Origin of the sequence: Herbaspirillum camelliae (genome assembly GCF_001929405.1) — a bacterium.
Lineage (GTDB): Bacteria > Pseudomonadota > Gammaproteobacteria > Burkholderiales > Burkholderiaceae_D > Herbaspirillum > Herbaspirillum seropedicae.
This window is the reverse complement of record NZ_KV880769.1, coordinates 5,908,194-5,923,023: the sequence shown is the minus strand read 5'-3', so window position 1 is coordinate 5,923,023 and position 14,830 is coordinate 5,908,194. Positions and strand designations below refer to the sequence as shown.

At 63.5% G+C, this 14,830-nt stretch carries 12 protein-coding genes; 5 read left to right on the top strand and 7 right to left on the bottom strand.

Annotation, left to right across the window (positions count from 1 at the left end; genetic code table 11):
* Positions 1–73: 73 nt before the first annotated feature.
* Complete coding sequence (locus tag BGK68_RS26420; protein ID WP_075260022.1) at positions 74–934, bottom strand: SDR family oxidoreductase; 861 nt, start codon at positions 932–934, stop codon at positions 74–76.
* Between the two features lie 386 nt (positions 935–1,320).
* On the opposite strand from BGK68_RS26420, the gene BGK68_RS26415 reads away from it, so the two are divergent.
* From BGK68_RS26415 to BGK68_RS26400, 4 genes are read left to right on the top strand one after another with little or no spacing between them, the layout of a single operon-like run.
* A complete protein-coding gene (locus BGK68_RS26415; protein ID WP_075259518.1) occupies positions 1,321–2,589 on the top strand; it encodes a PP2C family protein-serine/threonine phosphatase in 1,269 nt (422 codons plus the stop codon).
* Entirely contained in the window at positions 2,586–3,149 is a 564-nt protein-coding gene (locus BGK68_RS26410) for a SiaB family protein kinase (protein ID WP_075259517.1), read from the top strand. The genes BGK68_RS26415 and BGK68_RS26410 overlap by 4 nt, the downstream gene beginning before the upstream one ends.
* A 42-nt stretch (positions 3,150–3,191) precedes the next feature.
* Complete coding sequence (locus BGK68_RS26405) at positions 3,192–3,584, top strand: DUF1987 domain-containing protein (protein WP_013235679.1); 393 nt, start codon at positions 3,192–3,194, stop codon at positions 3,582–3,584.
* The gene (locus BGK68_RS26400) at positions 3,581–4,303 is read left to right on the top strand and encodes a GGDEF domain-containing protein (protein ID WP_075259516.1); all 723 of its coding nucleotides are present in this window, start codon (positions 3,581–3,583) and stop codon (positions 4,301–4,303) included. Before BGK68_RS26405 ends, BGK68_RS26400 begins: the two co-directional genes overlap by 4 nt.
* Positions 4,304–4,366: 63 nt before the next feature.
* Here the strand turns inward: BGK68_RS26400 and BGK68_RS26395 are convergent, their stop codons facing one another.
* From BGK68_RS26395 to BGK68_RS26375, 5 genes are all read right to left on the bottom strand, one after another.
* A complete protein-coding gene (locus tag BGK68_RS26395) occupies positions 4,367–4,954 on the bottom strand; it encodes a response regulator transcription factor (RefSeq protein ID WP_075259515.1) in 588 nt (195 codons plus the stop codon).
* Between the two features lie 424 nt (positions 4,955–5,378).
* Complete coding sequence (locus BGK68_RS26390; RefSeq protein ID WP_075259514.1) at positions 5,379–6,341, bottom strand: diguanylate cyclase; 963 nt, start codon at positions 6,339–6,341, stop codon at positions 5,379–5,381.
* Complete coding sequence (locus BGK68_RS26385; protein WP_233149425.1) at positions 6,338–10,849, bottom strand: CHASE domain-containing protein; 4,512 nt, start codon at positions 10,847–10,849, stop codon at positions 6,338–6,340. The genes BGK68_RS26390 and BGK68_RS26385 overlap by 4 nt, the downstream gene beginning before the upstream one ends.
* A gap of 164 nt (positions 10,850–11,013) precedes the next feature.
* Positions 11,014–12,360, bottom strand: a complete 1,347-nt coding sequence (locus BGK68_RS26380; protein ID WP_075259513.1) for an HD domain-containing phosphohydrolase — start codon at positions 12,358–12,360, stop codon at positions 11,014–11,016.
* Positions 12,357–13,721 carry an ATP-binding protein gene (locus tag BGK68_RS26375; protein ID WP_198937267.1) on the bottom strand — a complete coding sequence of 455 codons (1,365 nt, stop codon included), beginning with the start codon at positions 13,719–13,721 and terminating at the stop codon, positions 12,357–12,359. Before BGK68_RS26375 ends, BGK68_RS26380 begins: the two co-directional genes overlap by 4 nt.
* A gap of 418 nt (positions 13,722–14,139) precedes the next feature.
* On the opposite strand from BGK68_RS26375, the gene BGK68_RS26370 reads away from it, so the two are divergent.
* The gene (locus BGK68_RS26370; RefSeq protein ID WP_075259512.1) at positions 14,140–14,358 is read left to right on the top strand and encodes a hypothetical protein; all 219 of its coding nucleotides are present in this window, start codon (positions 14,140–14,142) and stop codon (positions 14,356–14,358) included.
* Here BGK68_RS26370 and BGK68_RS26365 read toward each other — a convergent pair.
* Positions 14,283–14,789: a bacteriohemerythrin gene (locus tag BGK68_RS26365; RefSeq protein ID WP_083657907.1), complete on the bottom strand. Its 507-nt coding sequence runs from the start codon at positions 14,787–14,789 to the stop codon at positions 14,283–14,285. The two genes, BGK68_RS26370 and BGK68_RS26365, sit on opposite strands and share 76 nt — an antisense overlap.
* Between the last annotated feature and the right edge of the window lie 41 nt (positions 14,790–14,830).

Sequence of the window (14,830 nt, the reverse complement as noted above, 5' to 3'; positions counted from 1 at the left end):
CCTGAGCCTGCCTACGCCATGCTGCGCATGGCTTCGCAGCCTTCGGCGCAGCGCGTCATGTCCGCCGGCATGCTCAGGTATTGACGATCTCCCCGCCATTGGGATGCAGCACCTGCCCGGTCATGTAGGACGCGCCCTCGGTGGCCAGGAAGACATAGGCCGGCGCCACCTCATCGGGTTGTCCCGGGCGGCCCAGCGGCACGTTCTTGCCGAAGCTGGCGACTTCTTCGGCGCTGAAGCTGGCTGGGATCAGCGGCGTCCAGATCGGCCCGGGCGCCACTGCATTGACGTGGATGCCCGCCGAGGCCAACTGCTGCGACAGCGAACGCGTGAAGGCGACAATGGCGCCCTTGGTGGCGGCATAGTCGACCAGATGCTTGCTGCCGCGATAGGCCGTCACCGAGGTGGTGTTGATGATGCGCGCGCCGCGCGTGAGGAAGGGCATGGCTTCCTTGACCATGTAGAACATCGAGAAGATGTTGGTGCGGAAGGTGTGTTCCAGCTGCGCCTGGGAAATCTCCTCGATGCTCTGGGCGGGGTACTGCTGGGCCGCATTGTTGACCAGCACATCCAGTCGCCCATAGGCATCCATCACGGCGCGCACGGCGCTGCGGCAGAACTCGGGCGAACCGACATCGCCGGGCAGCAGCAGGCAAGGGGAGTCCAGGGCCTGCACATCCTTCTGGGTCTGGCGCGCATCCTCTTCTTCATCCAGATAGACGATCGCCAGGCGCGCCCCTTCACGAGCGTAGGCCAGCGCCACGGCGCGGCCGATGCCGCTGTCGCCGCCGGTGATCAAGGCCACCTTGCCCGCCAGGCGCCGCCCTGGCTCGCCGGCCGGGGCGCTGTGCGGGCGCGGCTCCATCTGTTGCTCGCTGCCGGGCTGGTGGGATTGGTGCTGGGCTGGAAGGGCGTCGATTTCGGTTTTGCTCATGCTGTCCTCCATGTAGTGATCGTTCATGGTAGGAGCGGCGCGCGCCGGGGTCTGTAGTCCCGCACCCTGATGTGGGCGCAGTGGCTCACTGACGATGATGACGGAGAGGCTGAAGATGAGCCGGTGTGGTTGATCGGGCCTGAAAAGAAGACGGCCCACCGAGGTGGGCCGCGTTCCATATCATCTGTCCTGTGGGGGCGGCTGACGCCCGCGTGTCCACAAGCTCACCGAAAAATGGTAGCACACACACCTGCTGCTGGCGGCGTTGAATGAGACTGTGCGTCTCGTCTATCGTCCAGCTTTGTCGCTCAACAGCGTCACATTGCTGTCACAGGAATGAAATATGATCCGCCCTCTATCCAAAAATCACGACGCGGGCGAGCACTGTGGAAAGTCATTTCAGCCTGACTCCGGCGACAGGGAGCAAGTTGTTCCAACCGACAGCGGGGGCGCTGGCGGTGCAGGTGCCGGTCGTCCAGTTCGATCAGAACAATGCCGCTGTGCTGGAGATCTTCGACCAGCACAAGGAACTGGTCAGCCTGCCCGTGGTGGAACAGCAGCGTCCCATCGGGCTCATCAGTCGACATATCTTCATGTCGCAGATGTCCAAGCCCTACCATCGTGAACTCTATGAACGCAAGAGCTGCATCGCCTTCATGGACAAGGACCCCCTCATCGTCGACGCCGACACGCCCATCGAAACCCTGGGCGCGCTGGCCGTGGCCTCGGGCGACAAGACCCTGGCCGACGGTTTCATGATCGTCGAGCAGGGCCAGCTCAATGGGCTGGGCTCAGGCCTGGCCCTCATGCGCGAGCTGGTGGACCTGCAGGTGGAAAAGAATCGCCAGGTCATGCAGAGCATCGACTACGCCAGCGTGATCCAGCGCGCCATGCTCAGCGCCTCGCGCGCGGCCATGGGGGCGGCGCTGGAGGATGCCTGCCTGATCTGGGAGCCGCGTGACGTGGTCGGCGGCGATTTTTACCATTTCGAACAGCATGCGCAGGGCTGGTTCGCCGCCGTGGCCGATTGCACCGGTCATGGCGTGCCGGGTGCGTTCCTGACCCTGATCGCCTCCTCGGCGCTCAAGCAGGCGCTGGAGCTGCACGGCCCGCGCGATCCCGCGCGCCTGATGCAGGAAGTCAACCGCAGCATGAAACGCGTGCTGGGCCAGCATGGCGCGCAGGACAAGCCCTCGGAATCGGATGACGGCATGGACGCCTGTTTCTTCTGGTTCGACAGCGCCAGCCGCACGCTGACCTGCTCCAACGCCAAGATGGCCCTGTTCCTGCTGCCCGCAGCAGACGAGCAGGTGCAGACGGTCGACGGCAAGCGTGTCGGGCTGGGCTATGTCGATACGCCCGAGGACATGCAATGGAGCAACCATTGTCTGCCCGTGGCCGATGGCGACATGGTGTTCGTCTGCACCGATGGCATCATCGACCAGATCGGCGGCCCCAAGCACATCGCGTTTGGCAAGCAGAGGCTGCGCCGCACGCTGCTGGAATACCGCCGCCTGCCGCTGACCGAACTGGGCCGCACGCTCATGGATGTGCATCGCGACTACCAGGGCGCGCAGCGCCGCCGCGACGATATCAGCTTCTTCGGCGCCCGCATCGGCGGCGCCTTCTCCAGCCAGCATGAGGTACAGGCATGAACGGCATCCAGCAAGAGTGGACAGAACTGCACAGCTACGTAGCCCGGCGCGACATCATTTTTTACTATGTCGGCTATTTTTCCCAGACCATCATCGCCGCCATGGCCGAGGCCGTGAAGCTGCGCGCCGAGCACACTGGCGCAGTGGGTCAGACACGGCGCAAGCTGTTTTCCTCCTTCATCGAGATGGCGCAGAACATCGTCCATTATTCGGCCGACCTGCACGCGAAGGAAGGCAAGGTCACCGAGCCATCCATGCGCCACGGCGCGGTCTTCATCACCCAGACCGACGAACACTACTACCTGCACTGCGCCAACCCGGTCGATGCCGACATGGCCGAGAAGCTGCGCGCCAAGCTGGAGCATCTGCGTTCGCTGACCAATGAAGAGATCAAGTCGGCCTACAAGGAAATGCTGCGTGCCGAGACGCCCGTCGACAGCAAGGGCGCGGGCCTGGGTTTCCTGACGGTGGCGCGTGACGCCAGCGCGCCGCTGGACTTCGAATTCTCCGCCCCCCAGTCTGATGGCGCACAGACCTTCTACCTGCGGGCCACCATCTGAGGCAGCCTGCGCGACGGCCCAGCCTATTCCGGACACGACATCATGGACAATCTTTTCATCGCTGCCAGCGCCAGTTCACCCGAGGTGGATTTCCGCTTCGAGCAGCGCCAGCTTTCACTCAAGGGCGAATCCTATCCCGAGAATGCGGCCCAGTTCTGGGGCGAGATCATCGCCACGCTGCGCCGTTTCCTGGCCGATGACAGCGCCGACGCGCCGCTTACCGTCAATGTGGCGCTGGCCTACTTCAACAGTTCCAGCACCAAGATGCTGTTTTCCCTCTTCGACGCTCTCAACGAGAAGGCCGAGGCGGGCACCGAAGTGATCCTCAACTGGTACCACGACGAGGATGACGACACCATCTTCGAATTCGGCCAGGAACTGCAGGAAGATTTTCCTGCCCTGGTGTTCCACGATCACGCGGTATCGAACGGATGAGCAAGGTCGATCTCTTCGAACAGGAAGCACTGGCCCTGCAACGCGCCAACGACGTGCTGGCCATGGCTGAGCCGGATCCGAGCGCCTACCGCACGGCGCTGCAGGAACTGGTGCAGCACTACGGCCAGCTGATGCGCCAGAGCCGCCGTCTCATTTCGCGCAGCGACCGTACCGAGCGCGAGCTCAACCAGCTCAATGCGCGCTTGCAGCAACTGAGCGACGAGCTTGATTACAAGGCGCGTCATGACAATCTCACCGGCGCGCTCAATCGCGGCGCGGTGTTCGAGCGTGCACACCAGGTATTGCAGAAATCGGCGATGTCGCTGGTGGTGCTGGACATCGATTTCTTCAAGCGCATCAATGATGAATTTGGCCATCCCACCGGCGACGCGGTGATCCGCGAGCTGGTCGCCCGGTTGCGGACCACGCTGGATGACGTGGGCGTGATCGGGCGGGTCGGCGGCGAAGAGTTCACCATCCTGTTGCCCGGCATGGCGCTGGAGCCAGCGGTGGTGCTGGCCGGAAGGATAAGGCAGGCCATCGCCGGCGAGCGCTTCGGCTGCCTGCCGGCGCGGCCGGTGACCTCCAGCTTTGGCGTGGCCTGGGCCACCGCCGGCAGCGATTTCGAACAGGCCTATGCGCGCGCTGACCAGGCCCTGTATCAGGCCAAGCGCAGCGGGCGCAATCGGGTGGAGTCGGAGGAAACCGTCACCGGCTGACACGCCGGGACGGCAGAAGGATGGCCAGTGCAGCCAGGTCGAGCAGTACGGCCGGCACGGCGTTTAATAGCGCGTCATCGCCGCCACCAGTTCGGCCAGCGAACCAGCGTACATCTTGCGCATGACCTGCTGCCGATGCGCCTTCACGGTGCGTTCCGAGGTGCCCAGTTCAGCGGCGATCTGTTTGTTCAATCTCCCCTTGACCAGCAACATCAGCACTTCGCGCTCGCGCCGCGTCAGCGTCGCCAGGCGGGCCTGGTGCACCCGGCGCTGCTGCTGATGCGGGGCGCTTTCATCGTAGGGCATGAGCGCTTCGCGAAAGGCCGCCACCAGTTGCTGCGCGACTTCAGGTTCTTCATGTGCGCTGCTTTGCCCTAGCGGCGCCGCACCCGGCTGGCTGCCCGTGATGACGATGAGGGGAATGCCCTCTTTCTTTTCATCGAGCAGGCTGCGCAATTGCGGCGCATCCATGTTCTTCATGTTCACTGCCAGCACCAGCCCACCCGGTCCGGTGGCATTGGCATGTTCCAAAAACTGGTCGGCCGAGCGATGATGCGCGACGTGGAAACCAGCTTCTTCCAGAAGGCGCCCCAGCGGGCCGCCCAGGCTATCGTCGCCGCCGACAATATGGGCGAGATGTGCATTCGTCATGTGCTATTCCTTGACTAGACAATACATTCGAAGAGGGAGGCCTCATCCGCTAAGGCGAACCGGAGTTGCCTTTGCTCCGGCTAGGCGGAACATGCGGAAAGGCGGAATGAAGTGTCGCCGTGTCGTCGAAAATAGTCGATTGGTTAAGTAAATAACGCATGAAATCTCGAATGACTTCCAACTTTACCTAGAATAAATTCGATAAATGCGGCAAGACCGCCCCTGGGAACATGACCGTCGGGGCAGAAGGAGAAGAGGCGAGCAGAAGGGGAAGATCGGAGAGCAAAAGGGAAAGACGGGGGGCAGAAGGAAAAGACTGGGGATCAAAAGAAAAAGACGGGGGCAAAAGGGAAAGACCGGGGAGCAGAAGGGGAAGGACGGCCGCAAGAGTCAGTGCGGCCGTAAAGGGCAGGGAGGATGCGGCTCAGGCCGCATCAATGAGCAGCGGCAGGGTGTCGCCAAACACCTGCGCCCGGCCATTGGCCTTGGCGGCGTACAGGTTCTTGTCGGCCAGGGCCAAGAGGGCAACCGGGCTGGCGTTGTAATCGGCTGCAATCATGGTGGCCACGCCTATGCTCAGGCTCACCCACGCCGAAGCTTCCGAGCGGGCATGCGGCAGTTGCAGGCGGGCGACCGAATGGCAGACCTCCTGGGCCTGCTTGAGGGCCTGTTCGCGGCCCGTCATGGGCAGGATGCAGGCAAACTCTTCGCCGCCATAGCGCGCCACGCAGTCATAGCTGCGATGGAAATTGGCACGGATGGTGTGCGCCACTTCGGCCAGGCAGTGGTCGCCGGCCTGGTGGCCATAGTAGTCGTTGTATTTCTTGAAATGATCGATATCGATCAGCAGCAAGGACATGGGCTGGCCGGAGCGCTTGCACAGCTCCCACTTCTCGGTCAGCTCGCTGTCGAACTTGCGGCGGTTGAACAGGCCCGTGAGCGAGTCGGTCACGGCGATATTGAGGTAGAAATCCGACTGCAGTTTCAGCGTCACGTGGGTCAGCACGCGCGCCTTGAGCACGGTGCCGTTGATGGGTTTGCTGATGAAGTCCACGCCGCCCACCTCGAAGGCCTTGACCTCGTCTTCCTCGCTATTGAGCCCGGTCAGGAAGATCACGGGAATGCCCAGCGTGAGGGTGCTCTGCTTGAGCCGTGCGCAGGTGTCGTAGCCGTTCAGGCCGGGCATGTTGACATCCATCAGGATCAGGTCCGGCATCACCTTCTCGCTGAGCTCGATGGCCTGCAGGCCGCTGGTGGCCATGAAGACCTCATAGTCTCCCTTGAGCAGTGCGTTGACCAGGCGGATGTTGATGGGCTGGTCGTCGCACAGCAGGATCCTGGGGCGGTTGCCGCGCAGGGTGGAAAGTTCTTCCAGTATCCGTTTCAAGTTGCATCTCCAAAGTGGTGATCGAGACAGGCCAGTGCGGCCGCGAAATCCAGTTTCTCGATCAGCCTGTTCAGTTGCCGGTAGGGCTCCTGCTGCGTCAGCCCGTGCCGCTTGCCGAGGGTTTCGATCAGGTCGAGCGCCTCCAGATTGCTGGACAATAGCAACTCGCGCAGGCGCTGCCTATCAGGAAAATCGGAAGCGGCGATTGCCGCAGTCGCCGGCGCGGCACTAATGGCCGGCGGGTACAGCGCCTGCATGATCAGTTGTTGTCGCACCAGCATGGCGTCCTGCTGGCAGGCTTGCATGTCTGCGCGGCAGCGCTGCAGCAAGGCCAGGTCTGGCGTCTGCTCGGCAATGGCGTGGTGGCAGCGCTGCTCCAGCGCGCCGAAGTAGCCCGCCAGGCCGCGCGCGCCGATGGTGGCGGTCACGCCGCGCAGGGTGTGGCTGGCCTGGGCCAGCGCTGCCATCGCTTCCTTGGCCTGCTCCGGGGACATGGTCAGCGCGGCGCGGTAGTGCGCCAAGAGCCGCTCCAGCTCGGGACCGGCGGCATCCAGGATGGTGCGGTAGATATCGCTGGCCTGCTGGAAGCGGCGCAGGATGGAAGGATAGTCTTCGACGCTGAGGCGGTCGTCGGCCATGTCCTGCGGCGCTGCGCCCTGGAATGCGGTTTCGGGGGCCGGACCTTCATGGTGCAGATGGGCCAGCAGCGTCGGGATCAGGGTGTCGATGTCGATCGGCTTGGCAATGTGGCCGGTCATGCCGGCCTCGATGCAGCGTTGCTTGTCTTCGGGTGAGGCATTGGCGGTCATGGCCAGGATCGGCAGGCCGCGCAGTTCATACTGGCCACGGATGCGGTGGGTTGCCTCGACGCCGTCCATGTCGGGCATCTGCAGGTCCATCAGCACCAGGTCGAAGTGGCGCGCCGGATCGCAGGCCATGGCCACGCCCATGCTGCCATTGTCGGCGCAACTGACCTGCGCGCCCGCCAGCGCCAGCAGTTCGCTGGCGACCTGGCGGTTCACGGGATTGTCTTCCACCAGCAGGATCTGCACGCCCTGCAGGCGCTGCTCATCTGGCCCGGCTATCCCGGCTATCCCGGCTTCAGCAGGGCGGACATGGGCGTGGTGGTGGGGCGGGTGCTGCGGCTGCGGCTGCGCTCGGGCAGCGGCGGGCTGGCCCAGCGGGGTATCGTCGTCGATCGGCAATTGCAGGTCGAACCAGAAGCGGCTGCCGCGGCCCGGCTCGCTGCTGACCTGCAACTGGCCCCCCATGAGGCCGACCAGATGCTTGCTGATGGCCAGCCCCAGCCCGGTGCCGCCGTAGCGCCGGGTGGTGGAGGCTTCGGCCTGGGTGAAGGCGTCGAAGATGTCGGCGAGGCGGTCGGCGGCGATGCCGATGCCGGTGTCGGTGACTTCCACCCGCAACGCCACGGCAGGTGCGGGCAACGGCTCCAGGCGGGCAAAGCGCACGTCGATGCGGCCCTGGTGGGTGAACTTGAGAGCATTGCCAGCCAGGTTCACCAGCACCTGCTGCAAACGATGGACGTCGCCCACCAGGCGGCGCGGCAATTGCGGGTCGAGCGTGATGTGCAGGCTCACGCCCGGCTGCGGCGCACTGCCGGCCAGCACGGCGGCCAGGTCGTGGCCGAAGTGCTCCAGCTCGAAAGCCTGCAGGTCCAGCTGCAACTGCTGCGCATCCATCTTGGAAAAGTCCAGCAAGTCATTGAGCAGGTTCAGCAAGGACCTGGCCGAGATCGCGGCCTTGTCCAGGTAGTCCTGCTGCACCGGCAGCGGCTGGGTGCGCTGCAGCAGCTGGATCATGCCCAGTACGCCATTCATGGGCGTGCGGATCTCGTGGCTCACGCTGGCCAGGAACAGGCTCTTGGCCGAGTTGGCCTGTTCGGCCTTGAGACGGGCCTCGACCAGGTTGTTCTCGAATTCGATGCGTTGGGTGATGTCCAGATTGATGCAGATCACCCGCAGGGGCCTGCCCGCACCGTCGCGCTGTACGTGGGCGCGTGCCTGCACGTAGCGAATGCTGCCATCGTCGCGCACCACGCGAAACACCGGTTCATGTTCGCCATCGACGGCGAGGCCAGCCTGCACGGTTTTTTCGACATAATCCACGTCGTCCGGGTGAATCCGTCGGCGCCACTCGGCATAGGTGCTTACCCGCGGCGCACCGCCGCGATCGCCGATGCCATAGATTTCGGCGACCTGGGGGTTGTATTCCAGCATGTCGCTGTCCTTTTCCCACACCCATACGCCCAGCTTGGCCACTTCGGCGGCCAGCACCAACTGGTCGCGCGCAGCTGCCAGGGCGGAGGCCTGCTGGCGTTGCAGGCTCACGTCCAGGGCGATGTAGAGATAGCCCAGGTGGCGCTGGCGATGGTCGTATATCGAGGTCTGCTGGCGCGCCACGGGCAGGGTCGCGCCGTCATGGCGACGGTAGGGCAACTCGGTATGGCTGTCCTGGCCCGGGACTGCGGCTTCGGGCCGGGACGAGAAATGCGCTTCCCTGAGCTTGCCCACCACGTCCGCGGCGCGGTAGCCCAGCATCTGCTCGGCGCCGCTGTTGAACAGCGTCACCAGACCCTCTGTATCGGTGGCGATGATGGCCACGCCCTTGGCCGAACTGAGCACGTTGTTGAGCAGGGTGTTGGCGTCCTGCACCTGGTCCAGGAGCGACTGGTTCTGCGCCAGCGCCTCCGAGAGCTGGTTGCGGTTGTGGGTGATCTCGGTGACGTCATGGGCCACGACATAGAAACCGGTCACCTCATCCTCGTCGCCGATCTCGGGAATGTAGGTCATGAGCATGTGCCTGGAGCCCAGCAGCGGATCATCGAAGGTGCACTCGAAGATCTGCTGCTGGCCAGCCAGTACGCCCTTGATATGCGGCAGCGCCTTCTCGAACAGTGCCGGGCCCACCAGAGTGGGCATGTAGACCCCGTTGAGCTGACCGGCGCTGCGATGGAAGGCGCGCTCGTAGGCGGCGTTGGCGAAGTGGTTGATCAGGTGGCGGTCCCAGTAGGCCACCAGCGAAGGCATGACGTTGAGCACTGTCTGCAACATGGTCTTGGCCTGATGCACGGCCTGGGTGCGCTGCTGCACCGTCCATTCCAGTTCTTCGTTGATGCCCTGCAATTGGCGCTCGATGTTCTTTTCATGGGTGATGTCGCGCAGCATGAAGGCCTTGCCCACCGCGCGGCCGGCCCGGTCATGCAGCGCGAACACCTGCGCCGAGGCGTAGCGCACCGGCGCACCTTGCAGGCTGACGATATGGGGCGTGGCCTGGGTGCTAGCGTCGGACGCTGCACGCGCGTCCAGTTCGCGCAGGTCGGGGTGCTGCGCCAGGGGCGTGTAGAGCGCCTGCGCCGGGCTGGATTGCAGATAGTCGGCCGCGCCGCGGTTCCAGGAACTGATGCGGCCCTGGGCATCGGTGGTGACGATGGCGTCGGGGGAGCTGTCCACCACGGCGGCCAGCAGCGCCTGGGCTTGCTGCAGCTTTTCTTCGCGGCTGGAATAGATCTGGTAGGTCAGCGCAATGACCAGCGCCAGGACCAGCAGGCTGCCCCAGGAGAGCAGCATGGCGCGGTCGCTGACGAACTGGTGCGTCTGGCGGTATTGCGGCGAGGGACGCAGTTGCAGCTTCCAGGCCCGGCCATACAGCGAGAGGCCCGAATCCAGCCCGCTGTCGTGGGACAGCGCATCGAAACCAGCACTGCGGAACAGTTCGACGGCGTCCTCGTCCGAGGCCACGTCTTCGATCAGCACTTCCAGCGCGTGCGTCTGCCAGCGCCGGCTCAGTTCGGAAATGATGTCGTGCACTGACAACGGCGCATAAGCCCAGCCGATGATCTTCTCTTGACGCTCGTACATGGTCGGCGGCGTGACCGAGCCGGCATAGATGGGTAGCAAGAACAGATAGGCATTGGCCGATGCCTGGTCTTTCTGCACCAGCCGGATGGGATCGGTCAATTCGGCCCGGCCCGTCAGCATGGCGTGGTCGGCGGCGGAACGGCGCGCCTGCGAAGAGGCGATGTCCAGTCCCAACGCCTTGCGGTTGCTTTCCATGGGCTCGACGTATTCGATCACATACAGCTCGCCCCGATTCTCGGAGAGCTGGGTGATGGCCGGAAACAGCATGCGCCCCTGGCGCACCTGCTGCTCATAGGCGGCGCGCGCGGACAGGGGAACATGGCGGATGAAGCCGAAGCCGCCAGCCCAGGGGAATTCCGTGGCCAGGTCGCGGCTGTCCATGTAGCGCAACAGGCGCTCCCGCGTCAGAGCCTGTTCACCGATGGCCAGGATGGCCCCGCGCTCGCCGCGCAGGCCGTGTTCGTAGCGGCGCAGCAGGGATTGGATGTCGTCGCTGACCCAGCGGCTGTCCATGGCCAGGCTGTCATGCAGTTCGCGCTCGTTCAGGTAGCGTACGATGGCCGTGCCGATGAGCATGGACAGCAATGTGACGAGCAGGAAGACGATGGTGTTGCGGGTGACTCTGGTCATGATTGACGGGTATCTGTTCGGTCTGGGTTTTCTCATGCGTTCGCGTACCCCCAACGCGAGGATGGCCCTGCGGCCATGGGATGCGGCCACCAGCGCCGGCGGATCATCAGGGTATTCCCGAGCCTGTGCCTGGTAGCCAGGCCCGGGATTGCTGCGCACCTGGCTCAGTGCAAGACAATCCTCGCCTTGAGCGGCATTTCATCGAGCTGCTCGAAGCGCCGCAGCCGCGCCAGCAGCGCGTCGTCGAGCACGTGGTCCTTGTTGAGCAGCAATACGCCGGACTTGGTGCGCAGGTCTTCGGCCAGCTTCATGCCCACCCGCAGTTCCTGCGGGGCCAGCAGGCGGGTCTGCTGTTCCAGGGCCATCTGTTGCTCTTCCATCATGGCTATGAAGCTCTCCACAACCAGCGGGTCGTAGCGATGGCCGGCGTGCGCGCGCAGCATGGATAGGGCCTTTTCCGGCGAGGCATTGAGGCTGGTGATGCCGCCATTGCACAGGCCTTCGAAATCGCGCACCACCGCCACGATGCGCGCACCCAGCGGGATGGCGTCCCCCGACAGGCTTTCCGGCACACCGCGGCCGTCATAGCGCTCGTGCTGGTGGCGGATGATTTCGCTCGACTCCGCCAGGCTGGGGATGGGGGTCAGGAGCATCTGCCCCCTGACCGGGTGCCACAGGAAGCGCTGCACTTCATCGCTGTTCATCTTTTCGATGGGCTTGCGCACCAGTTCGTCGGGCAGCTCCAGCTTGCCGATGCCGTGCAGCATGCCGGCCATCATGGTGTCGCGCGCATGGTGCGTGGTCATGCCCATGCGCAGCGCCAGCTGTTCGCACCAGCGCGCCACCCGGCCGGACTGGCCCGTGGCCAGCCCGGCGCGCAGCTCGCTGATGTCGGAAAACACGCGCAGCATGGAGAGGAAGGACTTCTGCTCTTCTTCCTGCGCGCTCTCCAGGAACATCACGGTCTGGCGCAACTCCTCGGTGCGGGATTGCACCTGGCGTTCCAGCTGGCGGTTGAAGTCGGCCAGTTGCAGGTTCTGCTCGCGGACCTTGCGTTCCAGCGCCATCTTCTGCTTGCGCAGCTGCTGTTCTTCCAGGGCGTGGGCGACGATGAGCAGCAACTCGCGGTCATCCCAGGGCTTGGAGAGATAGTGGTTGATGCCGCCATCGTTGATGGCCGAGATGGTGCTGCCGATCTCGGAGTAGCCCGTCAGCAGGATGCGCATGGTGGACGGCCATTGCTGGCGCACCTTGGCCAGGAACTGGGCGCCGTTCATGCCGGGCATGCGCATGTCGGAGATCACCAGGTCGACCTCGCTGGCGGCCATCAGCTCCAGGGCCGCTTCGGCGCTGGTGGCCATGATCAGGCGGTAGCCCTGGGGCCGGAAGGTACGCTTCAAGGCCGAGAGGATGCTCTGTTCATCGTCCACCAGCAGCACGCAGGGCGGCGGCAGGGCAAAGGGATCGGCCTGTTGCAGGGTGTCGATTTCGTCACTGTGGATGGCACTCATGATGCTTCTCCTGTGGTTTCCATGGCGCTGGATTGCGCCAGGACGCTGGCTGGATCGATGGGCAACTCGATCGTGAAGGTGGTCCCGCAGCCTGGTGCGCTGCTGACTCTGATGTCACCGCCATGCTTCTTGACGATGCCGTAGGACAGCGACAGGCCCAGGCCGGTCCCGCTGCCCACGGGCTTGGTGGTGAAGAAGGGTTCGAAGATGCGATTGAGGTTTTCTGGCGCGATGCCATGGCCCGTATCACTGATGCTCACGCTGACCTTGTCCCCTTCGCGCGCGGTGCAGATGGTGACGGTGCCGCGTTCGCTGATGGCCTGGGCGGCGTTGACCAGCAGGTTCATGAAGACCTGGTTCAGTTCCGAGGCCAGGCACTTGATCAGGGGCAGGTCGCCATATTGCTTGACGATGCTGACCTTGTACTTCAGCTCGTTATTGGCAATGTTGAGGGTGCTGTCCAGGCCGCGATGCAGGTCCGTCATCTGCCAGTTGCTCTCGCCGATGCGCGAGAAGTCCTTGAGCGACTGCACGATATTGCGCACCCGTTGCAGCCCTTCATTGGATTCGGCCAGCAGCTCGGTCACGTCTTCGCTCAGGAAGACCAGGTCGGCGCGCTGTTCGAAACTGCGCAACTGTTCCTGGGCCATGGCCGCGGGCAGCGCGCCACCCTGCAGACACTGGTGCAGTTGGATGCCTTCCAGCAGCGTGGCCACGTAGTTGCCCAGGGTATTGAGGTTGGCGCTGACGAAGCCGATCGGATTGTTGATCTCGTGGGCCACGCCCGCAGCCAGCTGGCCGATGGAGGCCAGCTTTTCGGATTGCATCAGCTGCGCCTGCGCCATCTTCAGTTGTTCGATCAGCTTGCGCTGTTCTTCGGCCTGGCGTTGCAGGGTGTCTTCCATTTCCTTGCGGCCGGTGATGTCGGTCATCAGGCCGATCACCTCCTGGGGCGTGCCGTCAGGATCGCGGATCAGGCGCAGCGTATCGTGCATCCACAGGTAGCTGCCATCGCTGGTGCGGAAACGGTATTCATAGATCCTCTGGTCTTCCACGAAGAGCATGGCCAGGCTCGAGAAGATCTGCGCCGTGTCGTCGGGATGGATATGGTTGAACCAGAAGTTGGGATCATCGAGCATCTCCGACGGTTCGTAGCCCAGCACCCGCGAGGCGTTCTCGCTCACAAAGGTCAGCCGGAAGTCGCCCGAAGGCACGCTGCTGTAGATGATGGCCGGGGTATTGCCGATGATGTGGCGGTAACGGGCATTGGCCTTGATCAGCGCGCAGAAGTCGGGCGCCTCTTGCCTGGCTGCGGGCAGAGGACAGACTGGACTGACCTCGAATACGTCGCAATGTCCCATGATCGCTTCCCCTTGCTCTCTCGCTGACGGCTACGTTGGCCTTGCTTGGCTCATCCTCCCTATGGAAACCTTGAGCACTGGAATCATTAAAACACAAAATAACCAAATAAACCAAAAAAATGATTCCGCATGGATATAAATAGTTAATTCGTTGCGCCAGTCCAACTTGTTCTTGCATGGATGGCATCTCGCAAACTCCGCCTGGGAAGCGGATTTTCGTCTTTTTGACAGGATCAACGTGGCGTTTCGCCGGTCGTTCCGGGTCCGCGCGAGGCCATGGGGGATGGCTGTATAAATGTTTAAATTGATTTATTTGTTTGTGGCGGGTCTAATGATGAGTATCTGGCGAACCCATTCGCCTTGAACCTGCCCGTCCTGCGACCGTTCCGGTCGCCATCGGCAGCCATCGGAGGACGGGGTGAGCAACAAGAACGGGAGCGTGGCATGGACCATCGTTGCCACGGCCGTGGCGGCGGCGCTGGATGTCGCCCAGGGATGGCTGTTCTCCCTGCCCCTGCCGGTCGAGGAGTTCGTCGCGTGCTATTGCGCCGCGCTGGCCGATTATGGCAGCGGGCCGGAAATCATCCGCGGACCGCAGCCGGTATCGGCTGACAGCCCGGCAGAACTGGACGCCTGAGTCCCTTCAGCCACCGCAGCCACCTCAGCGCCCGCTGCTGCGTGTTCTTCCTGCTGGCGCAAGGCCAGCGCCAGTTCCTGATCCATCGCCGACATGTGGCGGATGAGCATGTGCGGGATCATCCCCATGACAATGTCGGCCAGCGGCGCATTGCCTTCTTCCAGGTAGGGACGCAGCCGGTGCAGCAGCGCCAGCAGTTCGGCATGGTCGCGCCGGTGCGCCTTGAGCGTGGGATAGTCGATCTCGTCCATCATCAGCTCTTCCTGTCGGAATCCTTCTTCAATCTCATCCACCAGCGCCCCATAGGCTGCGCCGAAGCGCTCCTGCGGCACCAGCATCAGCGCAGCCACGCCATCGAGCACGTGACGGTGTTCGGCATCCATGGCCGCCAGCAAGGCGGGAATACGGGGGGAAAGGTCGGCCTCTGACATGGTCTGGCTCCCGGAACAGGATGCGACCGCAACGCCGGTCG